The organism is Streptomyces sp. (assembly GCF_035645055.1).
GTDB lineage: Bacteria > Actinomycetota > Actinomycetes > Streptomycetales > Streptomycetaceae > Streptomyces.
The window spans coordinates 87,356-102,968 of sequence record NZ_DASQNH010000050.1; the positions used below are offsets into that span (position 1 = coordinate 87,356).

The following is a 15,613-nucleotide window of genomic DNA, read 5'->3' on the forward strand; positions in this document are numbered from 1 at the left end:
AAGATGGGGTGTATCTGCCCACTGCCAGATTCAAGCTGCCGGACGGTTTCTCTTGGCTGAGTTCATTTACACCATGCGCAAGGCGCGCAAAGCGCACGGCGACAAGGTGATCCTCGACGACGTCACCCTGAACTTCCTGCCGGGTGCCAAGATCGGCGTCGTCGGTCCGAACGGTGCCGGTAAGTCGACCGTGCTGAAGATCATGGCGGGGCTGGAACAGCCGTCCAACGGTGACGCCTTCCTCTCGCCCGGCTACAGCGTCGGCATCCTGCTCCAGGAGCCCCCGCTCAACGAGGAGAAGACCGTCCTGGAGAACGTCCAGGAGGGTGTCGCCGAGATCAAGGGCAAGCTCGACCGGTTCAACGAGATCGCCGAGCTGATGGCCACCGACTACTCGGACGCCCTGCTCGACGAGATGGGCAAGCTCCAGGAGGAGCTGGACCACGCCAACGCCTGGGACCTCGACGCCCAGCTGGAGCAGGCCATGGACGCCCTGGGCTGCCCGCCCGGCGACTGGCCCGTCACCACCCTCTCCGGTGGTGAGCGCCGCCGCGTCGCGCTCTGCAAGCTGCTGCTGGAGGCGCCCGACCTGCTGCTCCTCGACGAGCCCACCAACCACCTCGACGCCGAGTCGGTGAACTGGCTGGAGCAGCACCTCGCCAAGTACGCCGGCACCGTCGTGGCCATCACCCACGACCGGTACTTCCTGGACAACGTCGCCGAGTGGATCCTCGAACTGGACCGCGGCCGCGCCTACCCCTACGAGGGCAACTACTCCACGTACCTGGAGACCAAGCAGACCCGTCTGAAGGTCGAGGGCCAGAAGGACGCCAAGCGCGCCAAGCGCCTCAAGGAGGAGCTGGAGTGGGTCCGCTCCAACGCCAAGGGGCGGCAGGCCAAGTCCAAGGCGCGTCTGGCCCGCTACGAGGAGATGGCCGCCGAGGCCGAGAAGATGCGGAAGCTGGACTTCGAGGAGATCCAGATCCCGCCGGGCCCGCGTCTGGGCAACATCGTCGTCGAGGTGGAGAAGCTCAACAAGGCCTTCGGCGAGAAGGTCCTGATCGACGACCTCTCCTTCACGCTGCCGCGTAACGGCATCGTCGGTGTCATCGGCCCGAACGGCGCCGGCAAGACCACCCTGTTCAAGATGATCCAGGGCCTGGAGCAGCCGGACGCCGGTTCGATCAAGGTCGGCGACACCGTCAAGATCTCGTACGTCGACCAGAGCCGCGAGAACATCGACCCGAAGAAGACGCTGTGGGAGGTCGTCTCCGACGGCCTCGACTACATCAACGTCGGCCAGGTCGAGATGCCGTCCCGCGCCTACGTGTCGGCCTTCGGGTTCAAGGGGCCGGACCAGCAGAAGCCGGCCGGCGTGCTCTCCGGTGGTGAGCGCAACCGCCTCAACCTGGCGCTGACCCTCAAGCAGGGCGGCAACCTGCTGCTCCTCGACGAGCCGACCAACGACCTCGACGTCGAGACCCTCTCCAGCCTCGAGAACGCGCTGCTGGAGTTCCCCGGCTGCGCCGTCGTCGTCTCCCACGACCGGTGGTTCCTCGACCGCGTCGCCACGCACATCCTCGCCTACGAGGGTGACTCCAAGTGGTTCTGGTTCGAGGGCAACTTCGAGTCGTACGAGAAGAACAAGATCGAGCGGCTGGGCCCGGACGCCGCGCGTCCGCACCGGGCCACCTACAAGAAGCTGACCCGGGGCTGATCGATCTTGCGGCATATCTACCGCTGCCCGCTGCGCTGGGCGGACATGGACGCGTACGGCCACGTCAACAACGTGGTGTTCCTCCGCTATCTGGAGGAGGCCCGTATCGACTTCCTTTTCCGCCCGGACAAGGAGTTCAAGCAGGGGTCCGTGGTGGCGCGCCATGAGATCGACTACAAGCGGCAGCTCGTCCACCGGCACGCGCCCGTGGACATCGAGCTGTGGGTCACCGAGATCCGTGCGGCGTCCTTCACCCTCACCTACGAGGTGAAGGACGGCGACCAGATCTACGTCCGGGCGTCGACCGTGATCGTGCCGTTCGACTTCGAACGGCAGCGGCCGCGCCGGATCACCGACGAGGAGCGCGCGTTCCTCAAGGAGTACATGGACGACGCCTCCGAGCAGGGGGCCGGCGCCGCATGACGGTGCTGCACCTCGCCGACGAGGGGGAGGCCGCGGATCTGGCGGCCTTCCTCTCCCGGCTGCTCCACTACGACCGTGGAGCGGCGGTGCGCCTCCAGGCGGCGGGCACCGCGCTCGCCGTCTTCGGACGGCCGCCGTCCTTCGAGGTGCTGGCGATCCGCGCGGTACGGCTGGTCAAGCCGTACGAGAACGGGATCGACGCCACCCTGGACGTCACCGTGTCCGCGGGCGAACTGCTGGAGGCCGTGGACGAGCAGGCGGCCACGGCCGCCGTGCCCGGCGCGGTGACCGGGCCGCCGTGGGCCGGAGTGCTGCCGCCGCGCGGCGGCTGGCAGGCCGAACCAGGGCTGCCGGCGGGGGACGCGCTGCGCGCGATGGTCGCCGCCGGGGTCGCGGAGTTCCGGTCCCGTACACAGGAGTTGGCGCCCGAGGCGCGCACCCGCGCGGAGCTTGACCGGATCGGTGGCGAAATCTGGTCCCGGACCGTCGGCGGGACCAGGCTGCCGGTGCGGGCCGTGCACGCGGCCCAGTCGCTGGGCTTCCTGCGGCCGGTGCCCGGCGCCGAGGAGCCGGCACTGCTGTCGTCCGGGGCGTGGCTGCGGCTGCGGACGCCGTACGGCTCGATCGCCGTGCGCCGGTCGGGACTCGGGGCGCTGGGCGTCAGCGTGCGCTGAGGGCGGCCCGGCACGCCCTGACCGCCCCCGCCGGCTTCCCTTTTTCCCGGCTCAGCCGGCCGTGTTCACCATCGACGCCGCGGCGTACGTCAGGTAGTTCCAGAGCGTGTGCTCATGCTCCTCGGACAGGCCGAGTTCCTCCACGGCGACCCGCATGTGCTTCAGCCAGGCGTCGTGCGCCGCGCGGTCGACGGTGAAGGGGGCGTGACGCATCCGCAGCCGCGGGTGGCCGCGGTTCTCGCTGTACGTCGTGGGACCGCCCCAGTACTGGATCAGGAAGAGCGCCAGCCGCTCCTCCGCGGGACCCAGGTCCTCCTCGGGATACATCGGCCGCAGGACCGGGTCCTCGGCGACTCCTTGGTAGAAACGGTGGACGAGCCGACGGAAGGTCTCCTCCCCGCCGACCTGCTCGTAGAAGGTCTGCTCCTGAAGCGTGCCACGCCGAATCTCTGTCACGCCCTCCATGGTCTCAGACGGAGGGACCGAGGACTCCGGGCTTAGGACCTCGCCCGGGCCCATGACCTGGGGTGCTCGCCTCGCGGGTGTGATGCGCAGCACAGTGGACCCATGGGTGCGAACGCTCTCGGCAAGGATCTGGAAGACCTCGCCGCCGCGGCGCGGGCCGCGCTGGTGCGTGAGATCGAGGTGAGCGGCGCGTGGGCCGAGGACCCGGTGTGGCGAGAGGTGTTCGCGGCGGTGCCCCGGCATCTGTTCGTGCCGTACTACTACGTCGGCGTCCTGGGCGGCTACGAACGCCGCTGGGGCGAGCACCCCGATCCGCAGGCGCGGGAGCGCTGGGTGAAGGGCGCGTACGCCGACGCCCCGCTGGCCACCCGGCTGCGCGACGGGGAACTGCTCTCCTCCAGCAGCCAGCCGTCCCTCATGGCGCTGATGCTGACCGCGCTGGGAGTGGAGGACGGGAACCGGGTGCTGGAGATCGGCGCCGGCAGCGGCTACAACGCGGCGCTGCTCGCGCACCGGCTCGGCGACGGCGACCTCGTCACCACCATCGACCTGGAACCTGAGATCACCGAGTCCGCGCGGCGGCATCTGGACGCCGCCGGGTATCACCCGGTGGTCGTCACCGGGGACGGTGGGCGCGGGGTGCCGGAGCGCGCGCCGTTCGACCGGATCATCGCCACCTGCGCGCTGCCGTCGATCCCGCCCGCCTGGCTCGCCCAGTGCCGCCCCGGCGGCCGGATCCTCGCCCCGCTCGCCACCGGGCTGGTGGTGCTGACGGTCGGTGGCCCCGGACAGGCCGAGGGCCGCTTCCTGGACACCCCGGCCTACTTCGTGCCGCTGCGCGGCGGCAGCCGGAGCGGGCCGGACCAGGCGGGGCTGGGCGCGGTGCCGAGGCGGGGGCGGGAGGACGACCTGTTCCGGTTCCTGTTCGCCCTCACCCGCGGCAGCCTCGATCCGCAGGAGGCGTACGCGCTGTGGGAGCGCGAGGGGCGGCCCCGCCGGGAGCGCTACGGCATCACGGTCACCGGCGACGGCGAGTGGGCCTGGCTGGACGACCCGGAAGGGCCGTACGCCTGGCCCCTGCCGGGTTGACCGCCGGCTCGGCCGCGTCAGCCGCGGCGGATGGTGATCGTCGTCCAGGCGCCCACGTGCACCCGGTCGCCGTCCTGGAGCGGCACCGGGACGAACGGCTGGATCGGCTCCTCGCCGCCGTTGACCGTGGTGCCGTTCGTCGAGTTCTGGTCGACGATCGCCCAGCTGCCGTCCGGCTGCTGCACCAGCACCGCGTGCTGGTGCGAGACTCCCGGGTCCTCCGGCGGCACCGACAGGTCGATGTCGGGGGTGTCGCCGGTGGAGTGGCGGCGGCGGCCGATGGTGACCTGGTTGCCGGTGAGGGTGCGCTGCTGCTCCGGGGAGTACGCGGGCAGGTTCAGGCCCGCGGCCTCCGGGCCGGAGCGCTGCATCATCGCCATGAAGTACTCGCGGTCCGGGCCGATGGTCGCCGTCCAGGTGACCGGGCCCCGCGGGGCGGCCGGACCGGGCGGCGGAGCCTGGGTCGCACCGGGGTGCGGGTAGCCGTAGCCGCCGGGCTGACCGGGAGCGCCGGGGCCGCCGGGGTGGCTCGTGCCGGACGGCGGGGAGATCACCCAGTCGTCGTCACCGCCGCCGAAGGACGGGCCGCCGGACTGGGGGCGGCCGCCCGTCTCCTGCGGGAAGGCGGGCGGGGCGGAGTGACCGCCGGGCGCACCCGGGCCGCCCGGGCCACCAGGACCGCCGGGGCCGGGCTGGTGGAACGCCTGCGGGGCGCCACCCATGGCACCGGGAGCGCCATGACCGCCGGGACCCCCGTGACCGCCCGGTCCACCCGGCGGGCCGGGCGGGGGCGGGACGGGGCGCGAGGGGTCCGCGCCGAAACCGGGCGGCGGGCCGGCCTGACCGGGCACGGGCGACGGACCGCCGGGACGCTCGCCGAAGGGGCCGCCGGGGGCACCGGGACCGCCCGGACCACCCGGACCGGAAGGCGCACCGGGGCCGCCGTGACCTCCAGGCCCGCCCTGGCCACCGTGACCGCTCCGACCACCGGGACCACCCGGACCACCGTGGCCACCAGGCCCACCGGGACCGGGGAACGCGCCGGGGCCACCCGGGCCGGGCGGCATGCCGGGTCCGCCGGGGCCGGGCCGGCCCGGCTCAGCGCCGAAGCCCGGGCCCGGAGGGATCGGCTCGGCGGGCCGGTTCACCTGCGACGGGCGGGAGCCCTGGTACTCGTACTGGTCCGCGCCGCCGTACGACGGCGGGCCGGGGGGCCGCTGGAAGCGAGGGTCGGGACCGGGGCCGGGGCCGGGACCCTGGCCGGGCGCCGACGGGCGCGGGGCGGCCGGGGTGTAGGAGGTCGCGGTGTTGGTCAGGAAGTTCCACCGGCACTCTTCGCAGAACGGCGCTCCGCCCTCGCGGGGCGTGCGGCACTGCGGGCACAGCTCCGGCTGAGCGCTCGGTGCGGCCGGTCGGCCGCCCGGGCCGCCCGCGCCGGGCTGGGGCGGCGGGAAGCCATAGCCGCCACCACCGGCAGGCGGCGGGGGCGGGGGCGGGGGCACGGCACCTGCCATGCGGTGACCGCAGACCTCGCACCAGTCGTCGGATCCCGACTGGTGTCCGTTCGGGCAGGTCGGCATGTCGGCGCTTCCCCCTCTCCTTTTCCGGTCGCTATGACCGGATTTCTCCAACCCCAAGGGGGCCGGGCTCGTTGCTTTTTACGTCACTTCTTTACACGAACGGTCTTTGTCGACCGAGTCTCGAGAGTCATCTCGTCGGCCTCCGCGACCTTCGCCTTCAGTCGCACAGTACCTGTCGCGGCGTCGACCACGTCCACCACCTTCGCAAGCAGTTTCGCAGTATCCGCGTTTCCGGAGGCGCTGGCGAGCTGAACGGCACGGCCCAGTTTGGCCGTTGCTCCATCGAAGTCTCCCGATTTGCGCAGATCCAGTCCGTGCTGGATGACCCGCGCCAGTTCGGCCTGGCCGGTGTAGTGGGCGACCTGGGGGTTGATCGACGTCGACGCGGCCATGTCGTCGGTCCAGACCGCGCGGACGAGCCCCTGCGCGCCGAGGTTCTGCGCGCTGCCGTCGGGCTGGGGGATGACCAGGGAGACCCGGGCCGCGAGCATCTCCTGGCCGATGTTCGCGGGCGGGACCTCTACGCAGAGGTGGTAGTCACGGGACTCGTCTCCCCAGGAGCCGGTGGGGTAGTCCCCGGCGCGCGGGCCCGCCTCGGTGCGCCGGTCGGTCAACTCCTCGACCCGTGGCGCCACTTGCTTGACGAACTTGATGGTCGTGCCGACCGGGGTCCACAGCCGCAGCGCGACGTCCGCGACCTCCTTGCCCATCGCCGTCTCCATCATCCGCGTGAAGTCGGCGGCGAGACCGGCCGGATCGGCGACGATGTCGGCGCTGCCGAGGAGTGCGGAGGCGATCCCTGTGACTTCTTTCACTTCCCAGTCGGTGCCGACACCGCGGGCGTCACAGGTGAACCGCCCGGCACAGGAGTCCAGGGCGGCCTTCAGGTCCTCGGGTGACTCGTGTTCATTGCGGCCGTCGGTGAGCAGGATGCCGTGGCGGATCGCCACGTCGGCGGAGGACAGCAGCCGGTCGGCGAGCCGCAGCCAGGTGCCGATGGCCGTACCGCCGCCCGCGCCGAGCTTGCGCAGCGCCTGCTTGGCCTGTTCGCGGGTGGTGGGATCGGCCACGGCGACCCGCCCGCCGCCCGGGTAGACCTCCTGGGCCACATGGGTCCCGCCGACCACCGCGAAGTGCACTCCGTCGCGCAGGGTGTCGATCGCGGCGGCGGTCGCCTCCCGGGCGTTGCGCATCTTGGTCGGCGGGTAGTCCATCGACCCCGAGCAGTCCACCATGATCGCCACGGCCGCGGACGGACCCTGGCCGGGCCCGTACAGCTGCGGGGCGGTGACGGCGGTGCCGATGGTGCCGCCGCCGGTCGCGGTCACCGTGACGATCGCGTTGACCTCCCGGCCGCCCTCCGGGAGATGCTCGTTCTGGTAGACGTCCACCGAGAACTGCGGCACGTTCGACTTCGACAATCTGGCCATACGTACTCGAATCCCCCTCGGAGCCCCGCCGGAGCGGGGTGACGGCTTATGGCCGGACCGGTCCCCTCCGGTCCGTCGAGGCTTCCCCGTCGTGCGCACGCCTCAGACGGATCCTGCCCCCTGCGGCGGGGCGGGGAACGGCAGGACGGCCACTGTTACGTTGTCGTGGCCCCCACCGTCGAGCGCGTGTCCGACCAGGACCCGGGCGCTGTGCAGCGGGCGGACGGCGGCGTCCAGGGGAACCGCGCCGGCCATCTCCTCGGCCGCCTCCGCGTAGTTCCACAGACCGTCCGTGCACACCACCACCACACCGGGGCGGTCCGGCTTGAAGGAGGCGGTGTGCGGCTCCAGTTCGTAGGCGTCCGCGCCGAGCCAGCCGGTGATCGCGTGGGCGCGTTCGTCGGCGTACGCCTCGGCCTCGCTCATCAGGCCCGCGGCGACCATCTGAGCCGCCCACGAGTCGTCCTCGGTGAGGCGGGCCGCCGGGGCGGTGCGGTCCAGCGGCACCCAGTAGGCGCGGCTGTCGCCGACCCAGCCCACCACCAGCAGACCGCTGGTGACCACCGCGCCGACCAGGGTGCAGGCCGGGGCGTTCTGGTGCGGGGCGTGCTCGCGGGCCGTCGCCGGCTCCTCCGCCAGGGCGTTGACCGCGTGGGACGCGGCGACGATCGCCTCGTGCATGGCCTGCTGCGGGTGGGTGCCCCGCGGCAGGGCGGCGAGCAGCGCGGCGCTCGCCGCCCGGGACGCGGCGAGCGAGGCGTCGTCCGGGCGGGTCGCCGAGGACACGCCGTCGCAGACGATCGCGACGGTCGCGGGGGAGCCGTCTGGCAGGGCGGCGGTGCCGAGGGCGAAGGCGTCCTCGTTGCGGTGGTGGCGCAGCCCGCGGTCGGACACGGCGGCGACGGGGCCGCACTCCTGCTCCATGTGGTCGCGTTCGCGGGGCTGGGCGTGGCCGCAGTTCTCGCAGTAACCGTCGTCGTCGACCCGGCCGGAGCGGCAGGCGACACACAGCCTGCCGGGCTCGGTGGACGCCGCGGCACCGGCCACGCGCGGGTCGGGCGCTTGAAGCGGATACTCGTCGGGCTCGCCACCGCTCCGGTCGAAACGGACGCCGGGGGCGGGGGCGGTGTACGGGTCGGCTGCCGTGGGGCAGCCGTGGCCGTCCTGCCCCACGGGCGTACCGGGGGCACCGGGCGCGCCAGGAGTGCCGGAGGCACCAGCGGCGTCCGCTGCGCCCGGGCCGCCCGAGGCCTCCGGGACCGGGGCGGCAGCGGGGCCGTAGGGCACGGAACCGTCCGGGGCCGAACTGACCCGCGTGGGACCGGCGGTGGACGCCGGACCGGCGAGTGGTGGGGCGGCACCGGGCCAGCCCTCGGCCGGGGCCGGGGCCGGGGCCGGAGCCGGGTGCGGCACCCCCCCGTTCACCGGCGACGCCGGGCCGCCGACGGCAGGCGTCCTGCCGTACTCGGCAGGCACCGCGGCCGGCGGACCATCCCCCGCGGCCACCGGACCGGCCCCCGGGACCAGTGGGCCGTACCCCGCGGCCACCGGGCCGTGTGTCCCCTGCGTAGGGCCGTTCGCGGTGGGGGTCGGGGCTTGCTGCGGGCGGGGCGGTACGGCCGACAGGTCGTATCCGCACGCTCCGCAGAAACGGTCCCCCTCTTCCAGCGGTTCCGCGCAGTTCGGGCACTGCGTCAGGGCGGCCTGCCGGGGCGGCATCTGCGACATCAACTACACCCACGTCCGGGGGCGGTAACGATTGGCACGTTCCACCAGGTCGATCCTCTCCTCGCCGCCCCGCGCCAGCCGGGCCAGCGTGCGGTACGAACGTTCCAGGCCGAAACGCAGGCCCCGTTCGTCCAGGCCGCTGCCGAGCAGCGTCCGTCCTCCGGCGGCAGGAGGGACGGAACCCTGGCCCCCGGAGAGTATCCAGTCCAGGGCGCTGCCGAGCACTTCCGTGGCCAACTGCTCGCGCCGCGTCGGGTCGAGACCGTACGCGTCGAGCGCCTCGACCTGGCCGGCGGCCGCGGTCAGATCGTCCAGGAAGGATGCGTCGGAGGCGGTCGCCGTGCGCTGCCGCAGCCGGGCGCGGACGGCGGCCACCCGGGCGGCCGTGTAGTGGATGGAGGACTCCGGGACGGACTCCAGCGTGCGCACGGCGCCCCGCCGGTCGCCCGTGGCCAGCTGGACGCGGGCCAGGCCGAACGCGGCGCTCACGCAGCTCGGATCGGTCGACCACACCAGCCGGTAGTACTCGGCCGCGTTGTCCGACTGGCCCAGCACCTCCGCGCACAGGCCGAGGGCGAGCTTGGGGGCCGCCTCGCCGGGGAAGGCGTCGTAGATCGCGTCGAAGGCGAGCGCGGCGCCCTCGTGGTCACCGGTCCCCAGCGCGGCCACACCCCGGTACCAGACCACCCGCCAGTCGTCGGGGCGTTCCTCCTCCAGCGCGGCGAGCACGGTGTGCGCGGTCGCCGTGTCGCCGTTCTCCAGCCAGGCGCGCACCTGCCGCAGTCTGGTCTCCGTCGACTGCGCCGGTACGGCGGTCAGGGCGGCGGTCAGCTCGGCCGGCGCGGAGGTCAGCAGGGCCGCCAGGAAACCGGCGTTGGGGTCGCCCGGGTCGGTCCGCGGGATGGGCAGCGCGAGCGCGGCGGCGTCGGTCCGCACCGGCTTGACCAGGGAGGCCGTGGCGGCGGGCGTTCGGGGACCGGCGACCGGTCCGCGTCGCGCGGCGGCCGTCCGCGCCCCCAGCCGTGACACCTCCCCGTCCAGCGCGGGGAACAACTGCGAGTCGGTGACCCGCAGTTCCGGACCGAAGAGGGTCGACAGCGCGGGGCGGGCGCGCCCGGTCTGGAGGGAGACGACCTCCCGCAGCACGCCCGTCAGCTGCTCCGCCATCTCCTGCGCGGAGGCGAATCTGCGGGCCGGGTCGGGGTCGGTGGCACGGACCAGGAGACGGTAGAAGGACTCGTACCGCCGGAACACCTCGATGGTGTCGGGGTCGGGCAGGGAGTCGGCGTAGACGTTGGTGTAGCCCTGGAAGTCGAAGGTGAGGACGGCGAGGGTGCGGCCCACCGTGTACAGGTCGGAGGCAACCGACGGGCCGACGTCGGCCACCTCGGGCGCCTGATAGCCGACCGTGCCGTAGATCGCGGACTCGTCGTCGTCCATACGGCGCACCGCGCCCATGTCGATCAGCTTGAGCTGGTCCTCGGTCTGGATGGCGTTGTCGACCTTGAAGTCGCAGTAGAGGAGGTTGCGGCTGTGCAGGTGGCCGAGCGCCTCCAGCGCCTCGATGCCGTACGCGCAGGCCTGTTCCACCGGCAGCGGGTCCCGGCGGCCCTCGGGGGTGCGGCGGGCGTTGGCGATCTCCTTGAGGGACTTGCCGCCGACGTACTCCATGACGATGTAGCCGTCGAGGGAGCCGGTGCGCTGGTCCAGGTGCTCCACGAAGTTGTAGATCCGCACGATGTTGGCGTGCTCGATCTCCGCGAGGAACCGGCGTTCGGAGATCGCCGCCGCCATCGCGTCCTGGTCACCGGTGTCGAGCAGGCCCTTGAGCACCACCCAGCGGTCGGAGACCGCGCGGTCCACGGCGAGGTAGATCCAGCCCAGGCCGCCGTGGGCGAGACAGCCCGCCACCTCGTACTGGCCGCGCACGATGTCACCCGCCCGCAGCTTCGGCACGAACGAGTACGGGTGGCCGCACTTGGTGCAGAAGCCCTCCGTGCGGCCGGGGCGGTCGCCGCGCGAGCGGCCCACCGGCGCCCCGCAGTCCGCGCGGGAGCAGAACCGCTTGCGCTCCGGCACCTCCGGGTTCGCCAGCACCATCGCCCGCGGATCCGGCCGCGGCACCCCGGGCACCTGCACCAGGCCCGCGCCGAGCCGCCCCCGGCCGCTGGAGGACGAGGTGGATCCCGAACTGCGCACCGACACCGAACGGCTGGTGGGCCGGCCCGACCGGGAGCGCGAGAGGCGTCCCGACACCGAGCGCCGGGACTTCGACGACTGCGACGACGTACGCGAGCTGCCCCGGCTGCCGGTGCGGGCGCTGCCGCTGCCCGCCGAGGACCGGCCGCCGCCCGTCACCCCGGTCGGCGCCGAGCCGACCAGCCCGGTCGATGAGACGACCGGGGCGAGACCGCACGTGTCGCAGTACAGCTCGCCGCCGCCGACGTCCTCGTACGCGCCGCCGCAGCCGGGCCGCTGGCAGGTGCGCGGTGCCTGACTCATGGCCTGACTCATGCCGAGGAATCCCCCCTGTGCGCCGCAGCGTCCCCCCTGCGGTCCTCGGGCCCGCCCTGGCCGGGCACCCGCGGGCCTCCGCCGAGCAGTTCGGCCGCCGCCTGCTGGTAGCGGAACACCGCCTGCTCGGCGACGCGCAGGTCGCAGGGCGCGCTCCACAGCATGCGGCGCGCCGCGTCGTACCGCTCCACCAGCAGCGGGTCCTCCGCCAGGCCGTGCCGGGCCACCTTCGCCTTGTACGCGTCCAGCCGGCCGCGCAGCTCGGCGCGGACCGCGAGCGGCGCGGTGACCGCGGTCAGCTGCTCGCGGGCGCGCAGCAGTTCGTCCTCCGCCTTCCGCTCCAGGGACTCCAGGAGCGGGGAGAGGCGGTGCCACTGCGCCTGCCTGCGGTACTCGGCGGCGGCCGCCAGCTGCTCCTGGAGCGCGGTCGGCGGACCGCTGACCACGGGCACCTCCGTCGCGGCGATCTTCGCCAGCACCTCGCCGCGCGCCGTGCGCGCCTCGGCCAGGGTGCGGTCCGCGCGGGACAGCACGTCCCGCAGCCGGATCAGCCGCTGCTCGGCGTCCTGGCGGACGGTGAGCACCGCGTCGATCTCCCGGCGCACCTCCTCCAGGGCGCGCGCCTCCCGGTCGTAGACCGTGGTGTCCGGCTTGCCGCCGCCGGGCGCCGAACTGCCCTCGGCGGGCTTCCAGAACGCCAGCGGGTCGGACACCACCTGCTCGCGCAGCTTCGTCAGGGTGCGCGTGATGCGCTCCAGGTCGTCACCGGAGGGGTGTTCGCCGGGGCGGACGCCGACGGAGTGGGCGAGGGTACGGGTGCGCTGGAGTTCGGCGGCCAGTAAATCGATCCGGGCGGGCAGCGTGGACCACACCGCGTCGGCGGCCACCACCATGTCCAGCGAGGCCGCGTACAGCTCGTTCATCCGGTCCACGAGCGCGGCCAGCGAGTAGCGGGTGCTCAGCCGGCCCGCACCGCCGTGCGGGGACGGCGCGTGGGTCACGGCGGTCGCGCCGCCGGCGACCGTGACCGGCTCGCCGCGCAGCAGCTCGGTCAGCTCCACCAGGTCCTCGCGGCTTGACCAGCGGCGGCGGGCGCGGATGTTGCGGGCGGCGCGCAGCGCGTCCGTGTAGGCGTCGAAGTACGTCCACAGCAGGGTGATCGACGCCTCGGTGGCCGCCCAGCGCTCCTCGGTGACGCCGGTCAGCTCGGCGCCTTCGAGCAGGCGGCGGCCCGCGTGGTCCTGGAGCGCGAGCAGCGAAGTCTCTATCGCCTCGTGCTCGGCGCCGAGCCGCGCCAGCGCACGGTCCACCTCGTCCCTGTCCATGACCGGACCGGAGGTTCCCGTGGCGCCCATGATCACCTCTCACCTGTAACGCGGCGTCGGCGGGGTCGCCGACTCGGAGTCCCTACCCAGCGTCGGCGACAGCCACTTGTCGTACGACGCCTTCCAACCGCCGTCCTGGCGGTAGTCCTCCAGGATCCGGTTGACCCGGCGTACCAGATCGGTGGCGTCCTTCTTCATCGCCACGCCGTAGTACTCCGTGGTGAAGCGTTTGCCCTTCAGCTCCACCGTGGGGTCCTGCGCGGCCTGGCTGGCGGCGAGCGCGCTGTCCGTCACCACCGCGTCCACCTGACCGAGTTGGAGCCTGACCAGGCAGTCGAGCTGGCTGGGCACAGTGGTGGAGATGTCGGCGGAGGCGGGCAGGTTCCCGGCCGCGCGGTCCGCGTCCAGCTTCTCGTACGCCGTCGAACCCGCCGCCGAGCAGATCCGCTTGCCGGCGAGGGTGTCGTCGTAGCCCTCCACCGGCGAGGAGTTCGGCGCCAGGACCTGCTGGCCGGTGAGGAAGTACGGGGCGGAGAAGGCGACGTCCTTCAGGCGCGCGCAGGTGATGGTCATGGTGCGGACCACCATGTCGACCTGGCCGCTCTGGATCGCCGGGACCCGCTGGTTGGTGGGGATCGCCTTGAAACGGATGCGGTCCGGGGAGCCGAGCAGCTCCTGGGCGATCCGGCGGGCGAGGTCGATGTCGAAGCCCTCCAGCTCGACCGTCTCGGCCGTGCTGTTGGGGTTGCGGTAGCCCCAGCGGTAGCTGTTCTGGTCGACGCCGACCGAGAGATAGCCGCGCTTCCTGACGGCCGCGATCGCCGGGCCCTCGACCGTGGCCGGGGGCAGGCTCCGCGCCTCCGGGTCCGCGCAGGCGCCGGCCTTCGCGAGGGTGCCCTCCGCGACGCCCCGGCCGCCGGCACCGGTGCTGCCGTCCGGGCGGGGCTGGGTGTGCGGCAGCAGCAGGGCGAAGGCCACCGCCAGGGCGCAGAGGAGGGCCATCGCGCCCACGCCGCCCCAGCCCCGCAGGCCGGCCCGCACCCGTCGTGCGTACATCCTCACGCCCCCTCTCACCGCTGTCCCTTCCACCGGTCCCCCTCTCACCGGTACTCCGACAGCCTGCGGCCGACGCCCAGCACCGCGCCCGCGGCGCCCAGCACGGCGAGGACCGCGGCGCCGGCGGCCAGCCCGGTCATCGCGTCCCGGCCGTCGCCGGCCGCCTGCGCGAACTCGCGTTCCTCGTGCGCGATGGCGATCTGGAGGCTGCGGTCGACGCCGTCGAAGCACTCTCCGGTCGGCTCGTCGCTCTTGGCGCCGATGACCTTGTCGAGGGCCGCCTGGTAGTCACCGGCGTCGTCGGCCTCGCGGGCCTGCCGGTGGCGGTCCTGCCAGACGTCCATGTTGCCGGTGGCGGCCTTCACGGGCCGGGCGCCCGCGTCGTCATCGGCCAGATCCGCGGCCCGGGTCAGGCCCTCGGCGAGGTCCTTCATCGACGCCTGGTACGCCACGTCGAACTTGTCGGCGAACTTTCCGGGCGTGGTCTCCACGGTCTCGGCGCCGCGGTTGACCAGGGTCAGGTTCTCGTTGCCGCGCGCCTTGAGGGAGGCGATGCGGGCGTCGTGCAGGACGCCGAGGGAGCGGACGCCGTGGTCGTAGGAGTCGTTGAGGCCGGCGCGGGCGACGCTGTGCCCGACGACGAGCCAGAGCAGGACGGCGGTGGTGGCCGCCGTCGCGGCCACCAGGCCGTGGTTGAGGACCCGGTTCGTGCGGCGGTACGTGCGGTGCTGGGCCCAGGCGAGGGCGGCGAGGGCGGCGACGCCGAGGGCGATGGCGGCCCACGGGTAGGGGGTGGCGTCGGCGTAGTCGGCGCGCAGGCGGCGGTTCTCCGACGTGTACAGGTCCTCGGCGGCCGGGAGCATCTCCGTCTGCATCTTGTCGTTCGCGTAGCGCAGGTAGGCGCCGCCCAGGGGGTAGCCCTGGCGGTTGTTGGCGCGGGCGCGTTCGATCAGGCCCTTGTACTCGGGGAGCAGCCGGTTGAGTTCGGCGATGGTCCGGGCGGACGGGGAGTCCGGGTCGGAGCTGTTGGCCGCGGTGATCAGTTTGGCGGCGGCGGTGCGGATGTCCTTCTCGTACCGGTCGCGGCCCGCCTCGGTCTCCTGGCCGCCGGCGAGGAAGCCGCTGGAGGCGGCGGTATTGGCGTCCGCGAGGGAGCGGTAGATGTCGGCGGCGGCGGAGGTGAGGGGCTGGCTGCTGTGCAGGACGTCGTCGGCGGCGGCGGAGCGGGCCGTGGTCTGCCAGGCGGTGACGGCGCCGAAGGCGACGACGAGGAGGGCGAGGACGGCGCCGATGATGCGCAGCCGGCCGGGTTCCGTGGTGGCGGCCGCGCGGAGCCGGTCCAGGCCCTCGGCGAAGGCGGTGCGGCGCGGGGCTGCCGACGGTGCGGTGGGTGGTGTCGGTGGTGTCGTCGGCGGTGCCGCCGGTGGTGCCGCGGTGCCGTTCCGCGTGTGTGTCACGCTCACGCTCGACCTCCCCCATGGTCATCCGACGCGGCAAGTATCGCCCGCCCGGACCGGCATCCGCACCGGCCTTCGCCGGATCTTGATCCGATCGCAGCGCGCGACGTCACACCTCTCCCCGCAGTGAATACGCCGGTGGGGGCGGTTCGGTT

12 protein-coding genes are annotated in these 15,613 nt (G+C 73.3%); 4 read left to right on the top strand and 8 right to left on the bottom strand.

What is annotated here, in order from left to right; genetic code table 11:
- Positions 1–52 precede the first annotated feature (52 nt).
- The 3 genes from ettA to VE614_RS16800 are packed head-to-tail and all read left to right on the top strand — an operon-like array spanning position 53 to position 2,814.
- The gene (gene ettA / locus VE614_RS16790) at positions 53–1,717 is read left to right on the top strand and encodes an energy-dependent translational throttle protein EttA (RefSeq protein ID WP_324937249.1); all 1,665 of its coding nucleotides are present in this window, start codon (positions 53–55) and stop codon (positions 1,715–1,717) included.
- 6 nt (positions 1,718–1,723) lie between these two features.
- Entirely contained in the window at positions 1,724–2,140 is a 417-nt protein-coding gene (locus VE614_RS16795) for a thioesterase family protein (RefSeq protein WP_324937251.1), read from the top strand.
- Complete coding sequence (locus VE614_RS16800; RefSeq protein ID WP_324937253.1) at positions 2,137–2,814, top strand: hypothetical protein; 678 nt, start codon at positions 2,137–2,139, stop codon at positions 2,812–2,814. The genes VE614_RS16795 and VE614_RS16800 overlap by 4 nt, the downstream gene beginning before the upstream one ends.
- Positions 2,815–2,865: 51 nt before the next feature.
- Here the strand turns inward: VE614_RS16800 and VE614_RS16805 are convergent, their stop codons facing one another.
- Complete coding sequence (locus VE614_RS16805) at positions 2,866–3,279, bottom strand: globin (protein ID WP_324937255.1); 414 nt, start codon at positions 3,277–3,279, stop codon at positions 2,866–2,868.
- Between the two features lie 102 nt (positions 3,280–3,381).
- Here VE614_RS16805 and VE614_RS16810 point away from each other — a divergent pair, with 102 nt between their 5' ends.
- Entirely contained in the window at positions 3,382–4,368 is a 987-nt protein-coding gene (locus VE614_RS16810) for a methyltransferase domain-containing protein (protein ID WP_324937257.1), read from the top strand.
- 17 nt (positions 4,369–4,385) lie between these two features.
- Here the strand turns inward: VE614_RS16810 and VE614_RS16815 are convergent, their stop codons facing one another.
- The 7 genes from VE614_RS16815 to VE614_RS16845 form a co-directional block, all read right to left on the bottom strand.
- Positions 4,386–5,948, bottom strand: a complete 1,563-nt coding sequence (locus tag VE614_RS16815) for an FHA domain-containing protein (protein WP_324937259.1) — start codon at positions 5,946–5,948, stop codon at positions 4,386–4,388.
- A gap of 83 nt (positions 5,949–6,031) precedes the next feature.
- Positions 6,032–7,378 carry a VWA domain-containing protein gene (locus VE614_RS16820; RefSeq protein ID WP_324937261.1) on the bottom strand — a complete coding sequence of 449 codons (1,347 nt, stop codon included), beginning with the start codon at positions 7,376–7,378 and terminating at the stop codon, positions 6,032–6,034.
- Between the two features lie 102 nt (positions 7,379–7,480).
- Positions 7,481–9,106, bottom strand: a complete 1,626-nt coding sequence (locus tag VE614_RS16825) for a PP2C family serine/threonine-protein phosphatase (protein WP_324937263.1) — start codon at positions 9,104–9,106, stop codon at positions 7,481–7,483.
- Between the two features lie 3 nt (positions 9,107–9,109).
- A complete protein-coding gene (locus VE614_RS16830; RefSeq protein ID WP_324937265.1) occupies positions 9,110–11,608 on the bottom strand; it encodes a serine/threonine-protein kinase in 2,499 nt (832 codons plus the stop codon).
- Positions 11,609–11,616: 8 nt separating this feature from the next.
- Positions 11,617–12,975: a hypothetical protein gene (locus tag VE614_RS16835; protein WP_324937266.1), complete on the bottom strand. Its 1,359-nt coding sequence runs from the start codon at positions 12,973–12,975 to the stop codon at positions 11,617–11,619.
- A gap of 9 nt (positions 12,976–12,984) precedes the next feature.
- A complete protein-coding gene (locus VE614_RS16840) occupies positions 12,985–14,001 on the bottom strand; it encodes a glutamate ABC transporter substrate-binding protein (protein ID WP_324937268.1) in 1,017 nt (338 codons plus the stop codon).
- 44 nt (positions 14,002–14,045) lie between these two features.
- A complete protein-coding gene (locus VE614_RS16845; protein ID WP_324937386.1) occupies positions 14,046–15,458 on the bottom strand; it encodes a hypothetical protein in 1,413 nt (470 codons plus the stop codon).
- Positions 15,459–15,613: the final 155 nt, after the last annotated feature.

What these genes read in the sequence shown, in the direction of transcription:
- VE614_RS16800 (WP_324937253.1), top strand. Translation starts at nt 2,137, where the DNA reads ATGACGGTGCTGCACCTCGCCGACGAGGGGGAGGCCGCGGATCTGGCG.
- VE614_RS16805 (WP_324937255.1), bottom strand. Translation starts at nt 3,279, where the DNA reads ATGGAGGGCGTGACAGAGATTCGGCGTGGCACGCTTCAGGAGCAGACC.
- VE614_RS16810 (WP_324937257.1), top strand. Translation starts at nt 3,382, where the DNA reads ATGGGTGCGAACGCTCTCGGCAAGGATCTGGAAGACCTCGCCGCCGCG.
- VE614_RS16815 (WP_324937259.1), bottom strand. Translation starts at nt 5,948, where the DNA reads ATGCCGACCTGCCCGAACGGACACCAGTCGGGATCCGACGACTGGTGC.
- VE614_RS16820 (WP_324937261.1), bottom strand. Translation starts at nt 7,378, where the DNA reads ATGGCCAGATTGTCGAAGTCGAACGTGCCGCAGTTCTCGGTGGACGTC.
- VE614_RS16825 (WP_324937263.1), bottom strand. Translation starts at nt 9,106, where the DNA reads ATGTCGCAGATGCCGCCCCGGCAGGCCGCCCTGACGCAGTGCCCGAAC.
- VE614_RS16830 (WP_324937265.1), bottom strand. Translation starts at nt 11,608, where the DNA reads ATGAGTCAGGCACCGCGCACCTGCCAGCGGCCCGGCTGCGGCGGCGCG.
- VE614_RS16835 (WP_324937266.1), bottom strand. Translation starts at nt 12,975, where the DNA reads ATGGGCGCCACGGGAACCTCCGGTCCGGTCATGGACAGGGACGAGGTG.
- VE614_RS16840 (WP_324937268.1), bottom strand. Translation starts at nt 14,001, where the DNA reads ATGTACGCACGACGGGTGCGGGCCGGCCTGCGGGGCTGGGGCGGCGTG.